Genomic DNA, 22,075 nt, shown 5'->3' with positions numbered 1-22,075 from the left:
ATGGGAACTTTTCAAATTGAAGGTGGCATTCGTCTTAAAGGCGATATTACGCCACAAGGGGCAAAAAATGAGGCACTGCAAATTCTGTGTGCCGTTTTGTTGACTCCCGAAAAAGTCACAATCAACAATATTCCGGACATTATCGATGTCAATAAATTAATAACCTTATTAGGGAATTTGGGTGTCAAAATCCAAAAAAACGGACTGGGTTCCATCACATTCCAGGCCGATGATGTAAATGTCGGTTACCTTGAAACTGAAGCTTTCAAAAAAGAAGGTGGTTCTTTAAGAGGTTCCATCATGATCGTCGGACCTTTATTGGCGCGTTTCGGAAGAGGTTATATTCCAAAACCGGGTGGCGACAAAATCGGAAGAAGAAGACTGGATACGCATTTTGAAGGATTTATTAATCTGGGAGCAAAATTCCGTTACAACCGCGAAGACCATTTTTATGGTGTTGAAGCGCCGAAAGGTTTAACCGGTGCAGACATGCTGTTGGATGAGGCTTCGGTTACAGGAACAGCAAATATTGTTATGGCTGCTGTTTTGGCAAAAGGCAAAACATCTGTGTATAACGCAGCATGTGAACCGTATCTGCAACAATTATGTAAGATGCTGAACTCAATGGGAGCTAATATAACCGGAGTAGGTTCCAACTTATTGACCATTGAGGGAGTAGAAAGTTTAGGCGGTTGCGAACACCGAATTCTTCCGGATATGATTGAAATCGGTTCCTGGATCGGACTTGCTGCAATGACCAGAAGCGAAATCACAATAAAAAATGTAAGTTGGGATAATCTAGGGGTGATACCGAGCACTTTCAGAAAATTAGGGATCACATTAGAACGCAAAGGTGACGATATTTATATTCCGTCCCACAACGACGGATATGAAATAAAAACCGATATTGATGGTTCTATCCTGACTATTGCAGATGCACCATGGCCTGGATTTACACCGGATTTATTGAGTATAGTTTTGGTTGTGGCTACGCAGGCCAAGGGCGATGTTTTGATTCATCAGAAAATGTTTGAAAGCCGTTTGTTCTTTGTCGATAAATTAATTGATATGGGCGCTAAAATCATGCTTTGTGACCCACACCGAGCGGTAGTTATGGGTCATAATTTCCAGTCACAGCTGAAAGCGACCACGATGTCCTCACCGGATATCCGTGCGGGAATTTCATTGTTGATTGCAGCTCTATCTGCTAAAGGTACCAGTACCATCCAAAATATTGAACAAATAGACCGCGGGTATGAACGAATTGATGAGCGATTAAGAGCCATCGGGGCGAATATAATTCGTGTCGAATAGACCGTGTACGTAATAGAATAAAAAACGGGACCTGATTTGGGTCCCGTTTTTGTTTATATTTTTGTTCTAATCGATAGCATTTAGGAATTTCATTCCAAAAACAATACCGTCGGTTTGAATACCATTTTGGTATGCGCGCACATAATCCAATCTGAACATCCTGAATTTTCCAAAACCCAGATCATCCAAACCGATACTGTATTCGGTATAAGGTGTCATATTCGGAACTGCCAAAGCATGGAAACCGAGAATCAGCGTTGATTTCAATTTATTCAATAACGGAATTTTATTCATCAGATACCCTTTGTCATTATGTTCCATATGGGTTTCAAAATAACTGTCATTGGTGCTGTGGCTATAATAGGGCATCAGGTTGAATACGTTCAGATAACTTTCCGACTGACCGATATGCGTTTGATTTCCGTCAAAATGTTTATAATCGACAAACGAAATGCTTTCGGCATTAAAAAACTTCCCGGCTTTTAAGTTCATGCTCAGCACTCCTTTATTACCAACGGTGATATCATAAAACAACCGGCCGTTTACGTGATCAAATTCATATTTTTTTTCACTTCCGGCAAATCCTTTTTCATAACCAAAATACAAAGTAGGATATTTATCGTTTCGGATATTGAATTTTCCATCAGGACGCATCCAGTATTGCTGTCCAAAATTGAACTTGGCAAGTATTGACGCTTTTACCAGATTGTGTTTCTCGAAGGCCGGCGTTGTATAATCATCAGGTGCCCAAGGATTGTTCGAGGTGTATAATTTTTGTTTTTTTGCGAAAGTAAAATCGGAGGTATTGAATAAAGGTTTCCTTTCCGAATAATCTACAGCGGCATTTAGAAAGATACCGTTCACAACCTCTCTTCCGAAAAAGACATTAACAAAATTCCTTTCATACAATTTCATGTAATTATCTTTGAAAAGCACCGAGCTTATGGTATTGACAAGGATGCCTATAGGATCGTTGCTGTTGAACTGCGACACACTGCTTCCGCCGGAAATCTTAATTTCGCTTTGGTTGATGTTATTGAACTTGTGGTCAAAACTGGCATTGGAACGGAATTTTTTTTCTGAAAAAGCATATTCAAAATCAGAATTGATTCGGGTAAAGGTTCTCTTTTCATCATTTCTTTTACTGAAAGATAATCCGGTATTCAGTTTCCGGCCCTGAACGGTATTGAAGCTAACGCCTGTCAGGAACCCCGCGTAACCAATTTGCCATTTCTTATATGAATTTTTATAAGTGTAGCCCGTTATAAAATCAAAAAAACCAATCTTATTGCTTTTTTTGTCGATGGAATCCAAATAGACCTTAGATTTTTTCTTTGTTTGCAGGATGTCTTTCTTCAAATAATCGGTAGTTTCCTCATTGGTCAAAGGCACCGGACGAATCGTATTCCAAAAATCATCATCCTTTTTGTTGGCATTTTCCTGGAATGTTAAAATCTCCCGTGTGAACGTTTTTTTGTCAAATTTAGGTTCGAACTCAAAATTGGAATATACATAAGTGAATCTTCCTGAAACATTAATGCCGAGCATACCGGCCAGGAAATCGACTGTCTGTGTATTTTTTACCCAGATTTTAGTAGTGGTATTGTAACTGAAATTCTGCTTTAAAGTCAATAAATTGATAGCAGGGCTTTGCATTTGGCTTCCTTTTATATTACAATCCACCGCATAAATGGCCCAGCTGTCTTCTACAATATAAATATATCCCTGCATGGCAGGTTCTGAATCCCTTCGGGGAGTGATTTTGATTTTGTTGATCTGGTTGTTGTTTTCGTCAAAAAAAGTACCTTCCAGTTTGTATTTGTAGTAATTGAACGCATTATCCGCGATCGGGGAAATCACATTGACATCAAACGGCAAATAATTATCGTAAAAGTCAAAATTTACTGAAGCGGCATTATTAAAACTAAAGCCATTGTCATTACCGCTTACTTTTGAAGCAATAATGGTTTCCTGCATCTTATCAGGCTTCTTAAAAGTAATTTTGGAAACGGTTTCCGATAAGTACAAGATACCGCTTCGTGTGGAGTCCAGCATGTCATCAAACATATCCAGTTTTTGTCCTAAAATCGCTTTTGGGGCATCTTTAATCCTAAAAATCCCCCGGGAATAGAAATCGGCTTTATAACGGGCAGTGTTCTCCGCATTTTCTTTCTTTGCGGCTATCGCACTTCGGATGATAGCATTGGCAGGATTGTCTTTAGGGTTGATGACCACTTCATTCAGCGTGAAGCTTTCCTCAGTCATTTTTACGTCTAAAGCATAAGGTAATTTTTCGACTACAATTGCTATTTTTTTGGTTTTAAAACCCAAATACTGAAAAACAACAGTGTGTTTTCCTAACTTTTTTATATTAAGGTCATAGTTTCCCTGTTCATTGGTGGTGGTTCCGTTGTAAGTGTTTTCGGCGAAGACATTAACGAAAGGTAATGCGGTTCCTTTTTCATCGGAAACCGTCCCCCTGATTTGAGAGAAGCCGGAAAAGGAGGCTAATAAGAGTAAGAATAAAAAGTTTTTTTTCATGATAAAGTTTAAAGGCGTTTACGGTTGCATGGAATTGAGACGTGTTAAATACCAGAATGGTTGCATGGGAATTATTATTTTATAAAAGAATACAGTGCCAATTTGTAACTGCTAAGGCCGAAGCCAATGATTATCCCTTGCGCATTGGGAGAAATAAAGGACTGGTGCCTAAAACTTTCCCTGGAAAAAGTATTGGAGATATGAACTTCAATTACCGGCGTCGTTATTGCTTTGACTGCATCGCCAATCCCTACTGAAGTATGTGTATAAGCGGCGGCATTTAAAATAATGCCATCATATGAAAAACCGGTTTCCTGTATTTTAGAGATCAGTTCCCCTTCGATATTGCTTTGGTAATACTGCAACTCAATAGTCGGGAATTCGTCCTGAAGCGTTTTAAAATAATTCTCAAAGCTTTCGCTTCCGTAAATTTCTGGTTCACGTTTACCTAAAAGATTAAGGTTTGGCCCATTAATGACTATGATTTTCATAACTGAATTTTTGTAAAAATAAAAAAACCGTTCCTATAATAGAACGGTTTGACAAAAGTTTATTTTTTTACTTAAAAAGTATAACCAACAGATAACTGAATGACTTTGTTTTTAACATCGGCATCCCTTGACATATCCGTTAAACCAATGACATATCTTGCCTGGGTAAAAAAGTGTTTGGTAATATTCAGGCCTAAACCACCTGCAACGGCAAAGTCAAAGGATTCTGTTTCAAAAGTCTCTTGCACGTTATCATTAACCAAAAATGCAAATTGAGGACCCGCTTCGAGACTCAACCGGTCCGTAATCAGATAAAATTTAGCCATGACCGGCACGGTTAAATAATCAAATTTAAAATCATCGGAACCTTCCACTTTAGCGCCTTGAGAAGAATACATCAATTCGGGCTGAAGAGCGAAATTCGGAAATACTTTGATTTCGGCCACAGCTCCAAAATGATAACTGGTAAGCGTACTTGAATTAATGTCACTATCCACATCAGAAAAATTAGCACCACCTTTTAAACCAAATTTCAGGATCTGAGCGTGCATATTCATTGATAGGGCAATGAAACAAATAGTTAATACGATTGAATTTCTCATGTTTTTATGGTTTTAGATTAAAGTATATTCGACTCCAAACGATAAATCTTCGACTAATATTGTGACAGTCAGTAAATTTGTAGGATAACCAATGTTAATAACATTGTTAACAACTGTATTTACTGGAAAAACATCGTAGTAACATTAATATCTAATTTCGTTGTATTAATTTTAAATAAAACAAATATGAAAAAAGTAATTTTTACAGTAGCAGCAATTTTCGCATTCGGATTTGCTAATGCTCAAGAAACAAAAGTTGAAAGTACAGGTGGAAAAGGTTTCTCTAGCGGAGATATCTTCATGTCTGGTTCAGTTGGAATTTCTTCAACATCTGAAGGCGATGACAAATTTAATTCTTACACAGTTTCACCAAAACTAGGTTTCTTTGTATCTGATAACATCGCTATCGGTGCTAAAATTGGTTTTACAGGAACTAAAACTGAAGATGCTTCTCCGTTAGTTGAAGACATTAAAACTTCGGAATTATCATTAGGAGCTTTTGGTAGATATTATACTACTCCTGCTTCAGATTTCTCTTTCTTCGCAGAATTAGGTGCTAATTTCACGAACTCAAAAATTGAAGAGAATGGTGCTCCTGATGACAAAGAAACTGGATTTAACATTGCATTTGCTCCAGGTGTTAGCTATTTTATCTCTAACAATTTCGCTTTAGAGGCTTCAATCGGTGTGTTAAGTTATGATACTAACAAACCAGACAATGGTGGTAATCCAGATTCTACTGATACAGTAAATTTCGGTTTAAACTTAAGTGATATCTCGTTAGGTTTAGTTTACAAATTCTAATCTAGTTAGATTTTAATACCAAAAACCTCCCAACCGGGAGGTTTTTTTGTTCTTAGTCGATTTTTTTTAACAGCTTATCGATTTTACTGTAAGGATAATCTTCGTTCTCAATTATTTTTTAACTTAGGCGGTAAATTTTAAATAAAAACCAAATATGAAAAAAGTAATTTTTACAGTGGCAGCAGTATTCGCTTTTGGATTTGCTAACGCCCAAGACACAGCAGGACCGGATACAACAATGTCATTCGGAGTTAAAGGAGGTCTGAACGTAGCTTCGATTTCTAACTCTGACGATGCAAAGTCCTTAATCGGATTCCATGTGGGAGCTTTTGGCGAATTCATGTTAAGTGAAAAATTTGCAATCCAACCTGAGGTTCTGTTTTCCACGCAAGGAGCTAAAATTGATAATTCTTTGGGTGAAACTGATTACAAACTCAATTACATTAATATTCCAGTAATGGCTAAATTTTATGTAACCCCTGCTGTCAGCGTTGAATTAGGGCCACAAATCGGTTTTCTGATGAGTGCAGATTTTGGTGATGATGATGTAAAAGACGATCTTAACTCAACGGATTTTGGGATTGGTTTCGGAGTTGGGTATAACCTTACTTCTAATATGTCTTTAAATGCTCGTTACACTATCGGTTTGTCTGATATTGAAAAAGAGCCTTTTCCAGGGGAGGATGCATCTCAAAATGGGGTTTTACAAGTGTCATTTGGATACAAATTCTAATAAAAAGCACTTTATATACAAACCTTCCGCCAACGACGGAAGGTTTTTTGTTTTTAGTCGGATTATATGGTTAATTGTCCGAAAAATAGGAAGACTTTTTATAGTATTGGTTAACTTTAAAAGAAGTTTAAAATAGTATCAAAATGAAACAGTTTATATTACTCTTAGCTGCAATGTTTGTTTTGGAATATGCTGAAGCCCAACATATGAATTTCGGAGTCAAGGCAGGTGTGAATGTCGCTTCATTATCAAGTTCCGATTCCAGCACCTTGATTGGTTTCCATTTTGGTGGTCTCGCTGAATTTACGGTAATAACCGAAAAATTATCGTTGCAGCCCGAAGTTTTGTTTTCGACCCAGGGAGCCAAAAACGATACGGGTGACTTAAAGTTGAACTACATCACGGTGCCAGTAATGTTTAAATATTATTTCCTTGACTATTTTAGTGTGGAGGCCGGTCCGAGAGTAGGTTTTTTAATTTCTGCAAAAGATGGGGATTTGGATGTAAAAGATTCCTTCAATGCGATTGATTTCGGCGTGGATGCGGGTGTGAACTATGACATTACCACAAAAATATTTGCACAATTGCGCTATGATTATGGTGTTATTGAGGTTCAAAAAGGAGTGCCATCCGGAGAGGACGGTTCTAAAAACGGGGTGATCCAAGTGTCAGTCGGGGTGAAACTTTAAAAATATTTTTAATCAACTATAAACCTCACTCTTCCGAGGTTTTTTTATGCCAAATAAATGCTTACTTTCGAATCATGAATTGGGATTCGTATATCAAAAATTTTCAGTCGTACCTTCGGATTGAAAGAGGGTTGTCTAAAAACACGATAGACAATTATTCTTTTGACATTGAGAGATTGTGCCAACACCTGACGGAGAATTCCATTACTGTCTCGCCTTTAACTATTAAAGAAGAAACGTTGCAGCAATTCATTTATAGCGTTTCCAAAGAAGTAAATCCCCGTTCACAGGCGAGAATGATCTCGGGATTAAAAAGTTTTTTTTCTTATCTGATTTTTGAAGATTACCGCGCAGATAACCCTTTGGAATTAATCGAAACGCCAAAAACCGGCAGGAAATTACCAGACACATTGTCTTTATCGGACATTGATTTGTTAATTGCGGCAATCAACTTAAGCTCAAATGAAGGCGAACGCAACCGTGCTATCCTTGAAACTTTGTATGGGTGTGGACTGCGGGTTTCCGAATTAGTTTCTTTAAAAATTTCCGATTTGTTTTTTGAGGAAGGATTTATCAAAATTACCGGAAAAGGCAATAAACAAAGGTTTGTACCGGTGGGAGATTTAACCCAAAAATATATTGAGATATATACAGGCACTGTTCGTAATCATATCAATATCCAAAAAGGCCACGAAGATACCTTATTCTTAAACCGACGCGGGCGACATTTGACAAGAGCTATGATTTTTATAATTATTAAGGATTTAGCCCATAAAATTAATCTCAATAAAACCATTAGCCCCCATACGTTTCGGCATTCTTTTGCAACCCATTTATTGGAAAATGGCGCTGATCTACGTTCCATCCAACTCATGCTGGGGCACGAGTCAATTACCACTACAGAAATCTATGTTCATCTTGACAGAAAACATTTAACACAGATAATCAACACATTCCATCCCAGAAAGTAGTTTAGTATTATTTTTTATCGCTAAATTTGCCGGCTGATTTATATTTTTTTTCAAATAAAATCAAAAAATTGCTCAAATTATTTAACACCTATAAAAATGAAGTTTGATACTTTTTCTGATACTTTACTATTGGAAGAAAAAATAATTTTCTACAAGAAATTATTATCTCAAATCCCTGATTTAATTTTTCAGGCCACTATCTCAAGGGATGCCCATGTGAACTTTCCTTTTCTGAGCCGGTCCGTTATTGCTTATTTTGAATTAAGCAGTAAAGAACTATTTCAAGGAGCATTTGAAATTGTAAAAAGCAGAATTGTTACTGATGATTTTGAAGGTTTTGTACAATCAATAGAGGACGCTAAGACGGACTGTACATCTTGGTTTTATGAATTCCGTGTAAATATTCCGTCCAAGGGATTACGCTGGGTGAAAGGTGCAGCGACGGTAGGATTAGATGAGAATGGCAGTATTATTTTTTATGGAAGGTTAACGGACATTACAGCAAAGAAAGCAAATGAACAAAAATTGAAGCTATCGGAAGAAAGATATCAATTTGCTTTAGAAGCTTCCACAAAAGGAATTTGGGATTTGAATTTAAGTACTAACGAAGTTTTTCATTCTTCACAATCCATGAAAATGTTGGGTTACGGAGATAGTGATCTTGTAAATTCGCACGAAACCTGGGAAAATCGGGTTCATCCTGATGATAAGGAGAACTATCGGAAAGTCATTCAAATGCATTTGGACGGTATAACCCCCGTCTACGAGAATTCAAAAAGAATGCTTGCCATTGATGGAACCTATAAATGGATTTCAAGTAGAGGTAAAGTTATTGAGAGAGATAAAAACGGGGCTCCTTTAAGAATTATTGGCACGCACACCGATATTTCTGTTGAGAAAGAAAAAGAACAGGAATTAAAACGAACTTTTGAGATCATTAGTGAGCAAAATAGTCGTTTACTGAATTTTGCCCATATAGTATCACATAATCTGAGTTCCCATGTGGGTAATTTAAATATGCTACTGCAGATTATCAATAGTGAGGATGATGCGGAAACAATTAAAGAAAGTTATTCTCATTTAAAATCTACATCAAATTCCCTGACCGAAACTATCAATCACCTGAAAGAATTGATGGACATACAATCGGGACTTGTGCACAAGCGTGAAAATCTGGATTTAAATTACTATTTGAATCACACCATAAGCATCCTTGGAGAAGAAATCAATGAAAATAAAGTAATTATACATAATCACATTCCCGCTGATAGTACTGTGAATTTTAATCCGGCGTATTTGGAGAGTATTCTTTTAAACTTTACTACCAATGCTATTAAATATTGCAGCCCGGACAGAAATCCTGAAATTAAATATACTTTCATTATTACGAATGGGGTAAAATCGCTGGAAATAAAGGATAATGGTCTCGGTATCGATCTGGAAAAACATGGGGATAAGCTGTATGGGATGTATAAGACCTTTCATAAGCATCCAAAGTCCAGAGGAATCGGTTTGTTTATAACTAAAAATCAGATTGAAGCGATGGGCGGAAGTCTGAAGATTGAGAGTGAAGTGGGAGTGGGGACGACATTTAAAATATACTTTAATAATGAAATTTAAAAAGGTATTTATCGTTGATGACGACAAGGTTTTTCATTTTATTATTAAAAAGCTGTTGCTGAAAAACAATATTGAAACGGTTCCTGTTTTTTTTGAAAATGGTCTTGATGCCATAATAGAATTGAAAGACAAGATAGATTTCGAAAACGATCTTCCGGATTTAATTCTCGTAGATATCAATATGCCAATCATGGATGGATGGCAATTTTTAGAAGAATTCAGAACGATAAAAAACCAACTAAAAAAACAACCACTTATATATCTTATAAGTTCCTCGAACGACAGTGTGGATTTAAATAAATCAGCCGACTTTAAAAAAGAGATTACCAGTTATCTTCTAAAACCAATGGATGGTGAGCAGATAAATAAAATATTCTAAAATAAAAAAGCCTTTCGATTCGAAAGGCTTTTTTATTATTTCTGAGAGGGTCTATTTTGCAATATTCACCGCTCTTGTTTCTCTGATTACCGTTACTTTCACCTGACCTGGATATGTCATTTCAGTCTGGATTTTTTGTGAAATTTCAAAAGATAGGGTAGCTGCATTATCATCAGATACTTTTTCGCTTTCAACAATGACACGCAATTCTCTACCGGCCTGAATAGCATACGCATTTTTCACACCATGGAATCCAAAAGCAATTTCTTCCAAGTCTTTCAAACGTTGGATATAAGAATCCAATACTTGTCTTCTTGCTCCTGGTCGCGCTCCTGAAATAGCATCACAAACCTGGATAATTGGCGATAATAATGATTTCATCTCGATTTCATCGTGGTGTGCTCCAATAGCGTTGCAAACCTCTTCTTTTTCACCATATTTTTCAGCCCATTGCATTCCTAATAAGGCGTGTGGTAAATCACTTTCGGTATCCGGTACTTTACCAATATCGTGAAGTAATCCGGCTCTCTTGGCTAATTTTACATTCAATCCTAATTCAGCAGCCATGATTCCACAAAGTTTGGATACTTCACGAGAGTGCTGTAATAAGTTTTGTCCGTATGAAGAACGGTATTTCATTCGTCCAACTACTTTAATCAATTCCGGGTGTAATCCGTGGATTCCTAAATCGATTACGGTACGCTTACCAACTTCGATAATTTCGTCATCGATTTGTTTGGCTGTTTTAGCGACTACTTCCTCGATTCTTGCCGGGTGGATTCTTCCGTCCGTTACCAATTTATGTAAAGCCAGTCTGGCGATTTCTCTTCTTACCGGGTCAAAGCAAGAAAGAATAATAGCTTCCGGCGTGTCATCAACAATGATCTCAACTCCTGTAGCGGCTTCCAATGCGCGAATGTTTCGTCCTTCACGTCCAATAATTCTACCTTTAACATCATCCGATTCAATATTGAAAACAGAAACGCAATTTTCTACCGCTTCTTCAGTTCCAACTCTTTGGATTGTGTTTATGATGATTTTCTTGGCTTCCTGTTGTGCCGTTAGTTTTGCTTCTTCAATAGTATCCTGAATATGCGACATTGCTTTGGTCTTAGCCTCCGCTTTTAAGCCTTCTACTAGTTGTTCTTTAGCATCTTCAGCAGATAAACCGGAGATAACCTCCAATTGTTCCAATTGGCTTTTGTGCATTCTTTCCACTTCGTATTGCTTCTTGTCCAGAAGCTCTACTTTAGTGGTATATTCCAAGGTTTTTGCCTCGAAATCGTCGTTTACTTTTTTGGCTTTAGCCAATTCGTTTGAAATCTGAGATTCCTTGTCACGGGTCCTTTTTTCTACTTCCGCCACTTTTCTGTCGCGGGAAAGGATTACTTGTTCGTGTTCGGCTTTTAATTCAATGAATTTTTCTTTGGCTTGCAGAATCTTGTCTTTCTTAATGTTTTCCGCTTCCACATTAGCGTCTCTTAAGATAGATCCCGCTTCTTTTTTGGCATTTTTGATAAGGTTGGAAACATTGTTCTTCTCCATAAATTTTGCGATAGCAAAACCGCCCGCAATGCCTAGAAATCCTGAAATAATTATAATTAATGTACTGTCCATGTTTGTTAATGTTTATATATAAAAAAGCCTACATTAGATTGCTTGTATAAACTCGAAAAGACAAGTTTTGAGCTAACTCACTGTTCAAGTTTCCTCGCCGAAGCGTGGCATGCTTTAGTAGTGATGATTCGCTCATTCTAAAATGTTAGTGTTGAGTTTACCAATATGAACTAATGTAGGCAGTATCTTAGTCTTTGTAAAGAACGTTTATTTATCGAGATATTTGGCTAATAAATCATTAATCTTCTTGAGTCGCTCGTTTGTTTCCACATTATCGATTGACTTGTCGATTTGCTTTTGTTCCAATTGAGAAGCAAATTGTAAAGCACACATGGCCAAAACATCTTGCTTATCACGAACAGCATAATTTTCTTCAAATTGCTTAATCATAATATCAATCTTTTTGGAAGCACTCCTTAGCCCTTCCTCCTGCGACAAATCTACCGTTAACGGATATACTCTGTCTGCAATTGATAATTTGATTTTAAGCTTTTCATCCATATTTTTCTAATCAGATAGCTGTGCTATACAGTAATCAATTTCCCGAATTAATGAATTTATTTTTAGCTTGGTATCTCTTTTGTTATCGTCACTGCCGAGCAATGAATTAGCAATTTTAAGTGATTCATACTGTGTTTTAAACACTTCAATCTCTTCAGATTGTTTTTGTATGATGGTTACAGACTGTTTTAACTCTTGTTTTAAACTTTGGGTATTTTGCTCTAAAGTCGCTATTTTACTAAAGAGTTTTTCTATCCTATTTTCAAGAGTATCAATTATTTCTGCAATTTCACTCATTAGAAACTATATTCGTTACTTAATGGACAAAGTTAGTATTCCTATTTAATTATAACAATTATTTCACCGAAATTTTAGCATAATTGTAAACGTTAATTATAATAAATTGTATGTTAGTAAGTTATAACTAATAATATTTTTATCCCTTTTGCCCCCTTTTTCTTATATTAGCAAAAACGTTATCGATGAGATTTATTTTCTTTTTTTTTATTTGTTATGCATCCCTTTTTGCCCAAAATCAGTACCCTAAAGAGTATTTCAGGTCTCCATTGGATATCCCATTACAACTTTCCGGAAATTTCGGGGAATTGCGCCCCAATCACTTTCATGCGGGCTTTGATTTAAAGACTCAAAAAATGGAAGGGCTAAATGTTTATGCTGTTGCAGATGGATATATTTCCAGAATTAAAATATCTACTTTCGGTTATGGTAAGGCCATATACATCACACATCCAAATGGATTTACCTCTGTGTATGGGCATTTAAAATTTGCAGTGCCAAAAATTGAAAAATACATAAAAGCCAATCAGTACAAAGAAAAAACCTTTGAGATTGATATTTTCCCGAAGCCCGAAGAATTGGTAATTAAGAATGGAGATATTATTGCATTTTCAGGAAATACAGGAGGTTCCGATGGTCCGCATTTGCATTTTGAGATAAGGGACACACAAAGTGAGAAAGTCATCAATCCGATGTTTTTTAATTATGGAAGCCAGATAAAAGACACCAAAAAACCTATAGTTACCAATCTGATGGTTTATCCGCTGGATAAAAACTCCGTCGCTAACCTTTCCCAAAATCCGATGATGCTGAATCTTACTTTGCAGAGCGACGGTTCTTACCTGGCTGAAAAGGTACTTGCCAATGGAAAAATTGGTTTTGGAATCAATACCTATGATGTTTATGATGTTGCCTGGGACAGGAATGGCGTTTATAAAATCCAGTCATTCCTGAATGGAAGATTCTCATTCGGATACCAATTCGATACCTTTTCATTTGATGAAGCCCGCTATGTCAATGCCTTGATTGATTATCCGAGATATAAAAAAATGTCGCAAAGAGTTCAGAAATTGTTTATGAAACAACCATACAACCTTAGTATTATTCAGCCCGACGGCAATAATGGAATTATTGAGGTGTTACCAAATATGACACAGATGTGCCGGATTGAAGTTTCCGATTTTAATGACAATAAAACGATTGTCAGCATTCCGATTCAGTATTCCTCGGCTACAGCTACCGACCATTCGCAGGTGCAGGAAACACCCTATTTGGTAAAAAATAATAAAGAGTACAACTTCGAAAAGGACAATATGTCTGTCTTTATTCCGGCCGGAACGTTCTACGAGGATTTTTATCTGGATTTTGACGTAAAGGACAGTGTACTTTATTTTCATAATGATGATGTGGCTGTTCATACCAATTTTGTGGTTTCGATTCAGGATTCCGTAGCCACTGACAAACAAAAAGAAAAAATGTTTATTGCTTCCGTTGAAGGTAAAAAACGGGGTTATAATCCGACGCGACGTAATAAATATACGTTTACTACCTATACCAAAAACTTAGGCCAGTTTGTTTTGGCTTTGGATACTGTTGCCCCAAAAATTACAATTCCGAAAAGTATTGAGGGGAAGTGGTTGACGGATCAAAAAAGCATCCGGCTTTCTATTAAAGATGAATTATCAGGTGTAAAACAATATAACGGTTATCTCAACGGGCAGTGGATTTTATTTGAATACGATTATAAAACCAGAATGCTAACCCACACTTTCGATGACGCAATAGTTGCAGAAGGGAAGAACGATTTAAAAGTGGAGGTTTCTGATAATGTAGGAAATTCAACTATCTTTGAAACTCAATTTTTTAGAAGTCAGAAACAATAAAAAGAAAGCTCTTGAAAATCATATTTAAAATTACAACCCTGTTTTTTTTGTTCGTCGGATGTGCGGTTTTTGCACAGAATGCGAGAGTAAAGGGAATTATTCTGGATGAGAACAATAATCCGGTTGAAAATGTTAATATTTCTTATCAAAATAAATCCGTGGTTACCAATGCCAACGGTTTTTATTCGTTAACGGTACCGGCAAACCAAAAAGTAGTGTTGGTCTTTACGCATATTTCCCTTAAAAAAACTACAGCGACAGTTAACCTGAAGCCTAACGAAGATTTCGAGTTTAACGTGGTTATGAACGAAAACGCTGAACAAATGGGCGAAGTAATCGTAACTGCTAATAACCGCAAACGTGTACAGGGTATCACCAGTATTGAGCCCGAAGTAATCCGAAAAATTCCGGGAGCAAATGCCGGGATCGAAAATATTTTAAAAACCTTACCGGGTGTTTATTCGAACAACGAATTGAGTACGCAGTATGCGGTTCGCGGCGGGAATTATGATGAGAACCTGGTTTACGTTAATGAAGTCGAAGTATACCGGCCCTTTTTGGTTCGTTCCGGACAGCAGGAAGGATTGAGTTTTACCAATACGGATTTAGTACAGAATGTTGAATTTTCTGCCGGTGGTTTCCAAGCTAAATATGGTGACAAACTATCTTCTGTTCTGGATATTACCTATAGAAGGCCTACTAAATTTGCCGCTGCCGCAGAAGCCAGTCTTCTTGGTGGAAGTTTAGCCATAGATGCCGTTTCAAAGAACCAAAAATGGTCAGCAATAACAGGAATCCGTTACCGCGACAACAGTCTTTTGGTCAATAGTCAGGAAACGGAAACTAATTTCAAACCGACATTTGCCGATGTTCAGACCAATATTAATTTCATTTCTTCGACCAAATGGCAATGGAGTTTTTTGGGTAATGTTTCTCAAAATAAATATAATTACCAACCGTTATCGCGTCAGACTAATTTTGGTACAATCGATGAACCAATTGCTTTACAGGTGTTTTATGAAGGACAGGAGAAAGACCGTTACGACACGTATTTCGGAGCAATGAAATCTACCTTTACTCCCAATGAAAATAATACCTTTAAAGTTATCGCTTCGGGGTATCATACCTTAGAACAGGAATATTTTGATATTTATGCAGCCTATTTTTTAGGTGAGGTAGATACCAATATCGGTTCGGAAACACTGGGAGATGTTACTTTCAATAGAGCTATCGGTACTCAACTGAATCATGCCCGAAATGATTTGGATGCCGTGATACTAAATGGGGAAATAAAAGGATTCCATATTCTGAAAAAAAACCAGATAGAATGGGGCGTTAAATTCACACGGGAAGATATCCGAGACAGAGTAGTGGAGTGGGAAGTTATTGATTCTGCAGGATTTTCCATCAATCCTATATATGTTGATCCTGTTAATGATCAGCCTAACAATCCTTACATGGGGCCATTGGTACCTTATCATAATGTGAGAGCCATTAATTTTAATGTTATAAACAGATTATCCGGTTATGCTCAGTGGAATAGAAAAAGCAAATTGGGAAATCACGATGTATGGTTCAATGCCGGTGTCCGAATGCATCAGTGGCAGGTAGAAAATAGAAATATACAAGGTAAAAGTCAGATGGAATTCAGTCCCAGAGGGCAATTTGCAATTAAACCCGCTTGGGAAAAAGATATGGTTTTCAGATTTTCCACAGGGTTGTATGTTCAGCCACCTTCCTACAGGGAGCTAAGGGATTCCACCGGAACAGTGCTTCTTAATGTTAAGGCCCAAAAATCCATACATTTTGTATTGAGCAATGATTATAGTTTCAAAATGTGGAACCGTCCTTTCAAATTGGTTTCCGAAGTCTATTACAAGTCATTAACGGATGTAAATCCCTATACGCTTGAAAATGTACGGATTCGTTATGCTGCTGCCAACAATGCCAAGGCCTATGTGCAAGGATTGGATTTCCGTTTAAACGGTGAGTTTGTTCCCGGTACCGAATCGTGGTTTAGTTTTAGTTATTTAAAAACCGAAGAAAATATCGAAAACAAAGGTTTTATTGCAAGGCCAACAGATCAAAGATTAAAATTTGGCGTTTTGTTCCAGGATTATATGCCCAATCTTCCGAGTGTGAAATTGTACCTAAATCTGGTTTACAACACAGGTTTGCCTGGTGGTTCACCATCATATGCAGATCCTTATGTATATCAAAGCCGTTTGAGAGATTACCGCAGAGCGGATGTTGGTTTTTCGAAGGTTTTCACGGATAATAATAAAGATCGTCCTGACGGACATTGGCTAAAAAAATTTAAAGATTTATCTGTTGGTTTGGAAATTTTCAACCTTTTCAACAATCAGAATGCCATTACCAATACTTGGGTACGCGATGTTTACACTAAGAATCAATACGGAATTCCAAATTATATGACCACCCGGACTTTTAATTTAAAAATTACCGCAAGGTTGTAATAGATTAGAAAGCGTAAAATTGCTTATATTTGACTATGTAATTCACCCCAAAATTTGGAGGGCATAAGAATAAAAAGATCGAAACAATGAAAACAATAAATATACTTCTCATCGGATTTTCTGTTATGTTGCTCACCAGCTGCAAGCAAGAAACAAAACCTAAAGTAATTTATGAAGCAACAAAAGATAAAGGTAAAACCACTAAACGGGATACTGCCCAAATTGAAATTGCCGATTTACCAATCCAAATGCAAGGAACGAATTATATGATTCATCCGGTAGGAGATTTAAGCGTTTTAGATGGAAAGGCAAAGTATGCGGATCGTGTCAGTTTCACGATTTCAAATACCAGTGAATTTGAAATTACCGGTTATTTACGAAATTTAAAATTCCAGAAAATTGGTTCGGATACAATTACAGCATTGACTGACAAACCGGTATTGATCCAAACGGCCACATATCTTAAAACGGTTTCGGATAAAACCAAGCAGCAGATCATGGTGTATACGATGGCGGATGTAGATACTAATAAAGATGGCAAATTGGACACAAGTGATATCAAAACGCTTTATATCAGTGAAATCAGCGGTAAGCGATTGATGAAACTTTCGCCTGATTTACAAGACTTAATTGATTGGAATGTAATTGAGTCCAAAAACCGTCTGTATTTCAGAACCATAGAAGATGCCAATAAAAATGGCCAGTTCGATAAAACCGATATTCTCTATTATCACTTTGTGGATTTATCCAATAAAGATTGGAAAGTTCTGGATTACAAACCGATTTAATCTTAAATCAGGATATCACTTTCCAAATCTGATTTTTCAATTTTAAAATCAAACCCCAACCGTTTTACCAATTCAATGACCAGGTTTTTATACCAGTTTTCTGATTTGGGGTGAATGTAGATTTTTTCAATCAGCTGATTGATATCTACATCAATTTTAAGTCCATTATCGATGGAGACGTTTTGGTGCGTCAAATCCGAAATGATCCTGATTTCTCTTTCGTACTGAAAACTCTTCCGTTTGAACAAAAAAGGAAAAAAGGCATCGTCAAAAGGGATGTATTCTTTTTTGTAATCAATATAGTTTACCGCACCAATATATTGATCGTAGTTTACTTCCGGGGTCAAAGCTTGTTGTAATCTGCCCACGGTAGACTGGATAGCTAATCCTTCGCTTTTCTGGGTAAAAATCTGCCACATCGCAAACGATTCGTATTCGTTAAGATGCCAGCTACTGATGACTACATTCTCCCGATGCATTTTATAAAAATCCAAAAAGTCGGGATTGTTTACCGATAATTTCCGGATTTCCTCAAAAGTAGGTTCGCTGAAAGTTCCTTCATATTGGTCTTCGAACTTATCGGAGCGGGACATAAATAATTTTCGGTAAAGCAGTAAATCGACAAATTTGGACAGGTCAAGGTATTTCCAGACAATAGTATCTGAATCGTAGGGAAGATCGATGTTTTTGTCTTTGAGATACATATTATATTAGAGTAATTCGCAGTTCAACTTTTTTAAAATCCATGTTGAAGGTACGGATTTTTATCATTATTCAAAAGATTGCATCGTCACTAATTTCTTATAGGTACCATTCAGTGCCATCAATTCGTCGTGTTTTCCTTGTTCGACAATGATTCCTTTTTGCATTACAACAATCTTATCGGCTCTCTGGATGGTGGAAAGTCGGTGCGCAATCACAATAGAAGTCCTGTTTTGCATCATGTTTTCCAAAGCCACCTGAACGAATTTTTCGCTTTCGGTATCCAACGCAGAAGTCGCTTCGTCCAAAATCATAATCGGAGGGTTTTTCAATACGGCACGGGCAATGCTCAGTCTTTGTTTCTGGCCTCCCGAAAGTTTGTTTCCGCTGTCCCCAATATTAGTATAAATACCTTGAGGTAAGTCCTTAACGAATTCGTAAGCGTTCGCAATTTTAAGGGCATCTATGATTTCTTCATCCGAAGCATCTAACTTCCCTAAGGAAATATTCGCTTTGATCGTATCGTTGAACAGAATGCTGTCTTGTGTTACCAATCCCATCAATCCACGAAGCGATTGCAGGTCCATATCTTTGATGTTCAGACCGTCGATGGCAATCGTTCCGTCATTGACATCATAAAAACGCGTCAATAAATTGGCAATAGTGCTTTTTCCGCTTCCGGACTGACCAACAAGCGCAACAGTTTCTCCTTTGTTGACATTTAAAGAAAAGTCCTTTAAAACATTTTCTTTTTCGTATTTGAAATTGATGTTTTGGATGCTTATTTCCGAATCGAATGTGTGTTTTTCCACGGCATCCATCTTACTGGTAATTGGATTTTCCTGGTCTAAAATTTCCAATACGCGTTCTGCTGCGGCATTTCCCCTCTTGATATTATAAGATGCTTTGGAAATAGATTTTGCAGGCGTAAGAATGTTATAAGCTAAACCCATATAGGCGATAAACGAGGCGCCATTCAGTGTTTTTTCAATTAAAACCATGTGTCCGCCATACCAAAGCAAAATTGCAATCACCATAATTCCCATAAACTCACTTACAGGTGACGCCAGATTTTGTCGGTTGCCAATACTATTGGATAAATTAAAAAAACGTTGGGTAGACTCCTGAAATATCCGGTTGAAATAATTTTCCGAATTATAGCCTTTTACGACTTTCAATCCTCCTAAAGTTTCCTCTATAGTCGATAAAAATTGCCCTTGTTCCTGTTGTGCTCTCGTGGATTGTTTTTTTAACTGCTTTCCGATTTTGGATATTACTAATCCTGAAACGGGAATAAATATGAATACAAACAACGTGAGTTTTACACTGATGGTCAACATTGCTGTTATTGTAAAAATAATAGTTAACGGTTCTTTTACAATAAGTTCCAGAATTGAAAGAAAGGATGTTTGTACTTCATTCACATCGCCAGCAATCCTGGAAATAGTATCGCCTTTCCTTTTTTCAGAGAAAAAAGCAAGCGGCAAATCGATGGTTTTTTTATACATCGCATTCCGCATGTCCCTTAAAACACCATTTCGAAGAAAAGTGATAAAAAACATCGCTAAATAATCACTCAGGTTTTTTAGTAAGAAAATGGAAATAATTCCGGCAACCATTATCGATAGAGTAAACCCAATCCCGTTATTGTCGGTAGAAGTGGTAATATAATAACTTAAAAAATCTTCTAGAAATCCTTTTGCATTAGCTATTCCTTCCCAAACTGGCATTATGGTATTTCTTTTGGTCTGGTCAAATAATACCTGCATCATCGGAATCAATGCCATAAAGGAAAGTGTACTGAACAAAGCATACAAAATATTAAAAAAGATATTTAGGTAAGCAAACTTTTTATACGGAATAATAAAAGGATATATTTTTTTGAAATTACTCATTAAACGATTTTTAAATCTATTAAAATGTTCTTGATTTTAGTATCTAACTCAGCTTCCACTTCAGCAGCCTCTTCAACCGAATGAAGAGGAGCGTTTACGCTAACGTAAAACTTTATTTTCGGCTCCGTTCCGCTTGGCCTTGCCGCAATTTTAGCGCCATCTTCAGTATAGTAAATCAATACGTCCGATTTGGGGATTTCCATCGTCTCTTCTTCGCCGGTAAACAGGTTTTTGGCAATGGAAGTCTTATAATCTTCTACCATCACCACACGTTCGCCATTAATTTCTTTCAAAGGATTCAGGCGTAAATCCACCATCATCTGATTGATTTCCTTTAATCCTTCTATTCCTTTTTTGGTCATTGAAACCAAATGTTCCTTATAAAATCCGAAATCAACATACAGGTTCAGTAATTCCTTATATACCGAACTGCCATTGGCTTTTGCCTGAGCGGCAATTTCGCATATCAGTAATGTAGCGGCTACAGCATCCTTGTCACGAACGGCATCGCCGACCATAAATCCGAAACTTTCTTCGCCACCACCTATGAAATTCAATTCCGGGAAATCCTTGATCATTTTGGCAATCCATTTGAAACCGGTCAGTCCGACTTTGCATTCCACTTCATATGCAGAACCCAGTTCCAACATCATCGGAGTCGAAACAATCGTAGACCCGATGAATTGCTTTCCGTTGATTTTACCTTGTTTTTTCCATTGCTCCAGTAAAAAAGCGGTCATCATCACCATACTTTGATTCCCGTTAAGCAAAATCATTTTACCTTCATTGTTCCGTACCGCAACGCCTAATCGGTCAGAATCGGGATCGGTTCCCACGACGATATCGGCATTTACTTTTTCTGCCAGTGCCAAAGCCATGGTCAGTGCTTCAGGCTCTTCCGGGTTCGGTGATTTTACCGTAGGGAAATCTCCATTCGGCTCGGCTTGTTCCTCCACAATGTGTACGTTGGAATATCCGGCCTGCGCCAAAGTATCCGGCACCGATTTGATCGAAGTTCCGTGCAAAGACGTGAAAACAATGCTCAGGTTTTCTTTTGAGGCAGCAGCAGTGTCAAAACTTGCGTTTTTAATCGAAGACTGGATAAAGGCTTCATCCACTTCACTGCCAATATATTGAATCAGGTTTTCATTCGCCTGAAATTTAATCTGATCGTATTTTAAATCTTCGATAACTTTAATAATCTCGGCATCCTGAGGCGGAACCAATTGCCCGCCATCTTCCCAATAGACTTTATAACCGTTGTATTCCGGCGGATTATGGGAAGCGGTAAGCACAATACCACATTGACAGCCTAGATATTTCACTGCAAAACTCAATTCCGGCGTCGGGCGCATGTCCGAAAACAGATAAACCTGAATGCCGTTTGCCGAAAACACATCCGCAACCACTTTTGCCAAAGTATCACTGTTATGACGGCAATCATAAGCAATAACGACTTTCAGTTCTTTTCCCGGAAATACCTGATGCATATAATCGGAAAGTCCCTGCGTATTTTTCCCCAACGTATATTTATTGATACGATTGGTACCCACGCCCATAACGCCACGCATACCGCCAGTGCCGAATTCCAGGTTTTTGTAAAAACGATCTTCGAGTTCTTTAGGCGAAGAAGTCATTATTTCCTTGATCTCCTCTTGGGTCTGTTGGTCAAATGCTGGAGTTAACCATTCATTTGCAGCATTTAGTATGTTTTGTTCGATATGCATTTCTTTATTTTTTTCAGGAGCTATTTCCTGCTTTCCGCTGTATC

The 22,075-nt window shown here is 37.3% G+C and carries 19 protein-coding genes and 1 other RNA gene; 10 read left to right on the top strand and 10 right to left on the bottom strand.

Going from position 1 to position 22,075, the window contains the following annotated elements:
* The gene (murA, locus tag FNW07_RS13230) at nt 1-1,314 is read left to right on the top strand and encodes a UDP-N-acetylglucosamine 1-carboxyvinyltransferase (protein ID WP_126744583.1); all 1,314 of its coding nucleotides are present in this window, start codon (nt 1-3) and stop codon (nt 1,312-1,314) included.
* A 66-nt stretch (nt 1,315-1,380) separates the two neighbouring features.
* Here the strand turns inward: murA and FNW07_RS13225 are convergent, their stop codons facing one another.
* The 3 genes from FNW07_RS13225 to FNW07_RS13215 all read right to left on the bottom strand — a co-directional run bounded on the left by FNW07_RS13225 (nt 1,381) and on the right by FNW07_RS13215 (nt 4,948).
* Nucleotides 1,381-3,855: a DUF5686 and carboxypeptidase regulatory-like domain-containing protein gene (locus FNW07_RS13225; protein WP_126744584.1), complete on the bottom strand. Its 2,475-nt coding sequence runs from the start codon at nt 3,853-3,855 to the stop codon at nt 1,381-1,383.
* 74 nt (nt 3,856-3,929) lie between these two features.
* Nucleotides 3,930-4,346 carry a type II 3-dehydroquinate dehydratase gene (aroQ, locus tag FNW07_RS13220; protein WP_126744585.1) on the bottom strand — a complete coding sequence of 139 codons (417 nt, stop codon included), beginning with the start codon at nt 4,344-4,346 and terminating at the stop codon, nt 3,930-3,932.
* A gap of 71 nt (nt 4,347-4,417) precedes the next feature.
* A complete protein-coding gene (locus FNW07_RS13215; protein WP_126744586.1) occupies nt 4,418-4,948 on the bottom strand; it encodes a porin family protein in 531 nt (176 codons plus the stop codon).
* Nucleotides 4,949-5,134: 186 nt separating this feature from the next.
* Here FNW07_RS13215 and FNW07_RS13210 point away from each other — a divergent pair, with 186 nt between their 5' ends.
* The 6 genes from FNW07_RS13210 to FNW07_RS13185 all read left to right on the top strand — a co-directional run bounded on the left by FNW07_RS13210 (nt 5,135) and on the right by FNW07_RS13185 (nt 10,144).
* Nucleotides 5,135-5,752: an outer membrane beta-barrel protein gene (locus FNW07_RS13210; RefSeq protein WP_126744587.1), complete on the top strand. Its 618-nt coding sequence runs from the start codon at nt 5,135-5,137 to the stop codon at nt 5,750-5,752.
* A gap of 154 nt (nt 5,753-5,906) precedes the next feature.
* The gene (locus FNW07_RS13205) at nt 5,907-6,485 is read left to right on the top strand and encodes a porin family protein (RefSeq protein WP_126744588.1); all 579 of its coding nucleotides are present in this window, start codon (nt 5,907-5,909) and stop codon (nt 6,483-6,485) included.
* Between the two features lie 143 nt (nt 6,486-6,628).
* Nucleotides 6,629-7,174 (top strand): porin family protein, encoded by a 546-nt coding sequence (locus FNW07_RS13200; protein ID WP_126744589.1) that lies wholly within the window; start codon nt 6,629-6,631, stop codon nt 7,172-7,174.
* A gap of 74 nt (nt 7,175-7,248) precedes the next feature.
* Nucleotides 7,249-8,145 carry a site-specific tyrosine recombinase XerD gene (gene xerD, locus FNW07_RS13195; RefSeq protein WP_126744590.1) on the top strand — a complete coding sequence of 299 codons (897 nt, stop codon included), beginning with the start codon at nt 7,249-7,251 and terminating at the stop codon, nt 8,143-8,145.
* Between the two features lie 96 nt (nt 8,146-8,241).
* Complete coding sequence (locus FNW07_RS13190) at nt 8,242-9,765, top strand: PAS domain-containing protein (protein ID WP_126744591.1); 1,524 nt, start codon at nt 8,242-8,244, stop codon at nt 9,763-9,765.
* A complete protein-coding gene (locus FNW07_RS13185) occupies nt 9,755-10,144 on the top strand; it encodes a response regulator (RefSeq protein ID WP_126744592.1) in 390 nt (129 codons plus the stop codon). The genes FNW07_RS13190 and FNW07_RS13185 overlap by 11 nt, the downstream gene beginning before the upstream one ends.
* A gap of 51 nt (nt 10,145-10,195) precedes the next feature.
* On the opposite strand, the gene rny is transcribed toward FNW07_RS13185, so the two are convergent.
* The 4 genes from rny to FNW07_RS13165 all read right to left on the bottom strand — a co-directional run bounded on the left by rny (nt 10,196) and on the right by FNW07_RS13165 (nt 12,559).
* The gene (rny, locus tag FNW07_RS13180) at nt 10,196-11,761 is read right to left on the bottom strand and encodes a ribonuclease Y (RefSeq protein ID WP_126744593.1); all 1,566 of its coding nucleotides are present in this window, start codon (nt 11,759-11,761) and stop codon (nt 10,196-10,198) included.
* 48 nt (nt 11,762-11,809) lie between these two features.
* Nucleotides 11,810-11,918, bottom strand: a non-coding RNA gene (ssrS, locus tag FNW07_RS13175) — 6S RNA.
* Between the two features lie 50 nt (nt 11,919-11,968).
* The gene (locus FNW07_RS13170) at nt 11,969-12,262 is read right to left on the bottom strand and encodes a cell division protein ZapA (protein ID WP_126744594.1); all 294 of its coding nucleotides are present in this window, start codon (nt 12,260-12,262) and stop codon (nt 11,969-11,971) included.
* Between the two features lie 6 nt (nt 12,263-12,268).
* A complete protein-coding gene (locus tag FNW07_RS13165; protein ID WP_126744595.1) occupies nt 12,269-12,559 on the bottom strand; it encodes a hypothetical protein in 291 nt (96 codons plus the stop codon).
* 185 nt (nt 12,560-12,744) lie between these two features.
* Here FNW07_RS13165 and FNW07_RS13160 point away from each other — a divergent pair, with 185 nt between their 5' ends.
* The 3 genes from FNW07_RS13160 to FNW07_RS13150 all read left to right on the top strand — a co-directional run bounded on the left by FNW07_RS13160 (nt 12,745) and on the right by FNW07_RS13150 (nt 17,707).
* Complete coding sequence (locus tag FNW07_RS13160; RefSeq protein ID WP_126744596.1) at nt 12,745-14,442, top strand: M23 family metallopeptidase; 1,698 nt, start codon at nt 12,745-12,747, stop codon at nt 14,440-14,442.
* 11 nt (nt 14,443-14,453) lie between these two features.
* On the top strand, nt 14,454-16,919 hold the full coding sequence (locus tag FNW07_RS13155) for a TonB-dependent receptor (RefSeq protein WP_255512776.1): 2,466 nt from the start codon (nt 14,454-14,456) through the stop codon (nt 16,917-16,919).
* Nucleotides 16,920-17,005: 86 nt separating this feature from the next.
* The gene (locus tag FNW07_RS13150) at nt 17,006-17,707 is read left to right on the top strand and encodes a hypothetical protein (protein WP_126744598.1); all 702 of its coding nucleotides are present in this window, start codon (nt 17,006-17,008) and stop codon (nt 17,705-17,707) included.
* A gap of 2 nt (nt 17,708-17,709) precedes the next feature.
* Here FNW07_RS13150 and FNW07_RS13145 read toward each other — a convergent pair whose 3' ends face one another.
* The 3 genes from FNW07_RS13145 to FNW07_RS13135 all read right to left on the bottom strand — a co-directional run bounded on the left by FNW07_RS13145 (nt 17,710) and on the right by FNW07_RS13135 (nt 22,031).
* On the bottom strand, nt 17,710-18,411 hold the full coding sequence (locus FNW07_RS13145; RefSeq protein ID WP_126744599.1) for a hypothetical protein: 702 nt from the start codon (nt 18,409-18,411) through the stop codon (nt 17,710-17,712).
* 66 nt (nt 18,412-18,477) lie between these two features.
* Complete coding sequence (locus FNW07_RS13140; RefSeq protein WP_126744600.1) at nt 18,478-20,304, bottom strand: ABC transporter ATP-binding protein; 1,827 nt, start codon at nt 20,302-20,304, stop codon at nt 18,478-18,480.
* On the bottom strand, nt 20,304-22,031 hold the full coding sequence (locus FNW07_RS13135; RefSeq protein WP_126744601.1) for a phospho-sugar mutase: 1,728 nt from the start codon (nt 22,029-22,031) through the stop codon (nt 20,304-20,306). Before FNW07_RS13135 ends, FNW07_RS13140 begins: the two co-directional genes overlap by 1 nt.
* Between the last annotated feature and the right edge of the window lie 44 nt (nt 22,032-22,075).

The organism is Flavobacterium sp. GT3R68 (genome assembly GCF_007109225.1).
In the GTDB taxonomy this organism is placed as follows: Bacteria; Bacteroidota; Bacteroidia; order Flavobacteriales; family Flavobacteriaceae; genus Flavobacterium.
Note: the sequence above shows the minus strand (reverse complement) of the source record. Positions and strands in the feature narration are given on the sequence as shown.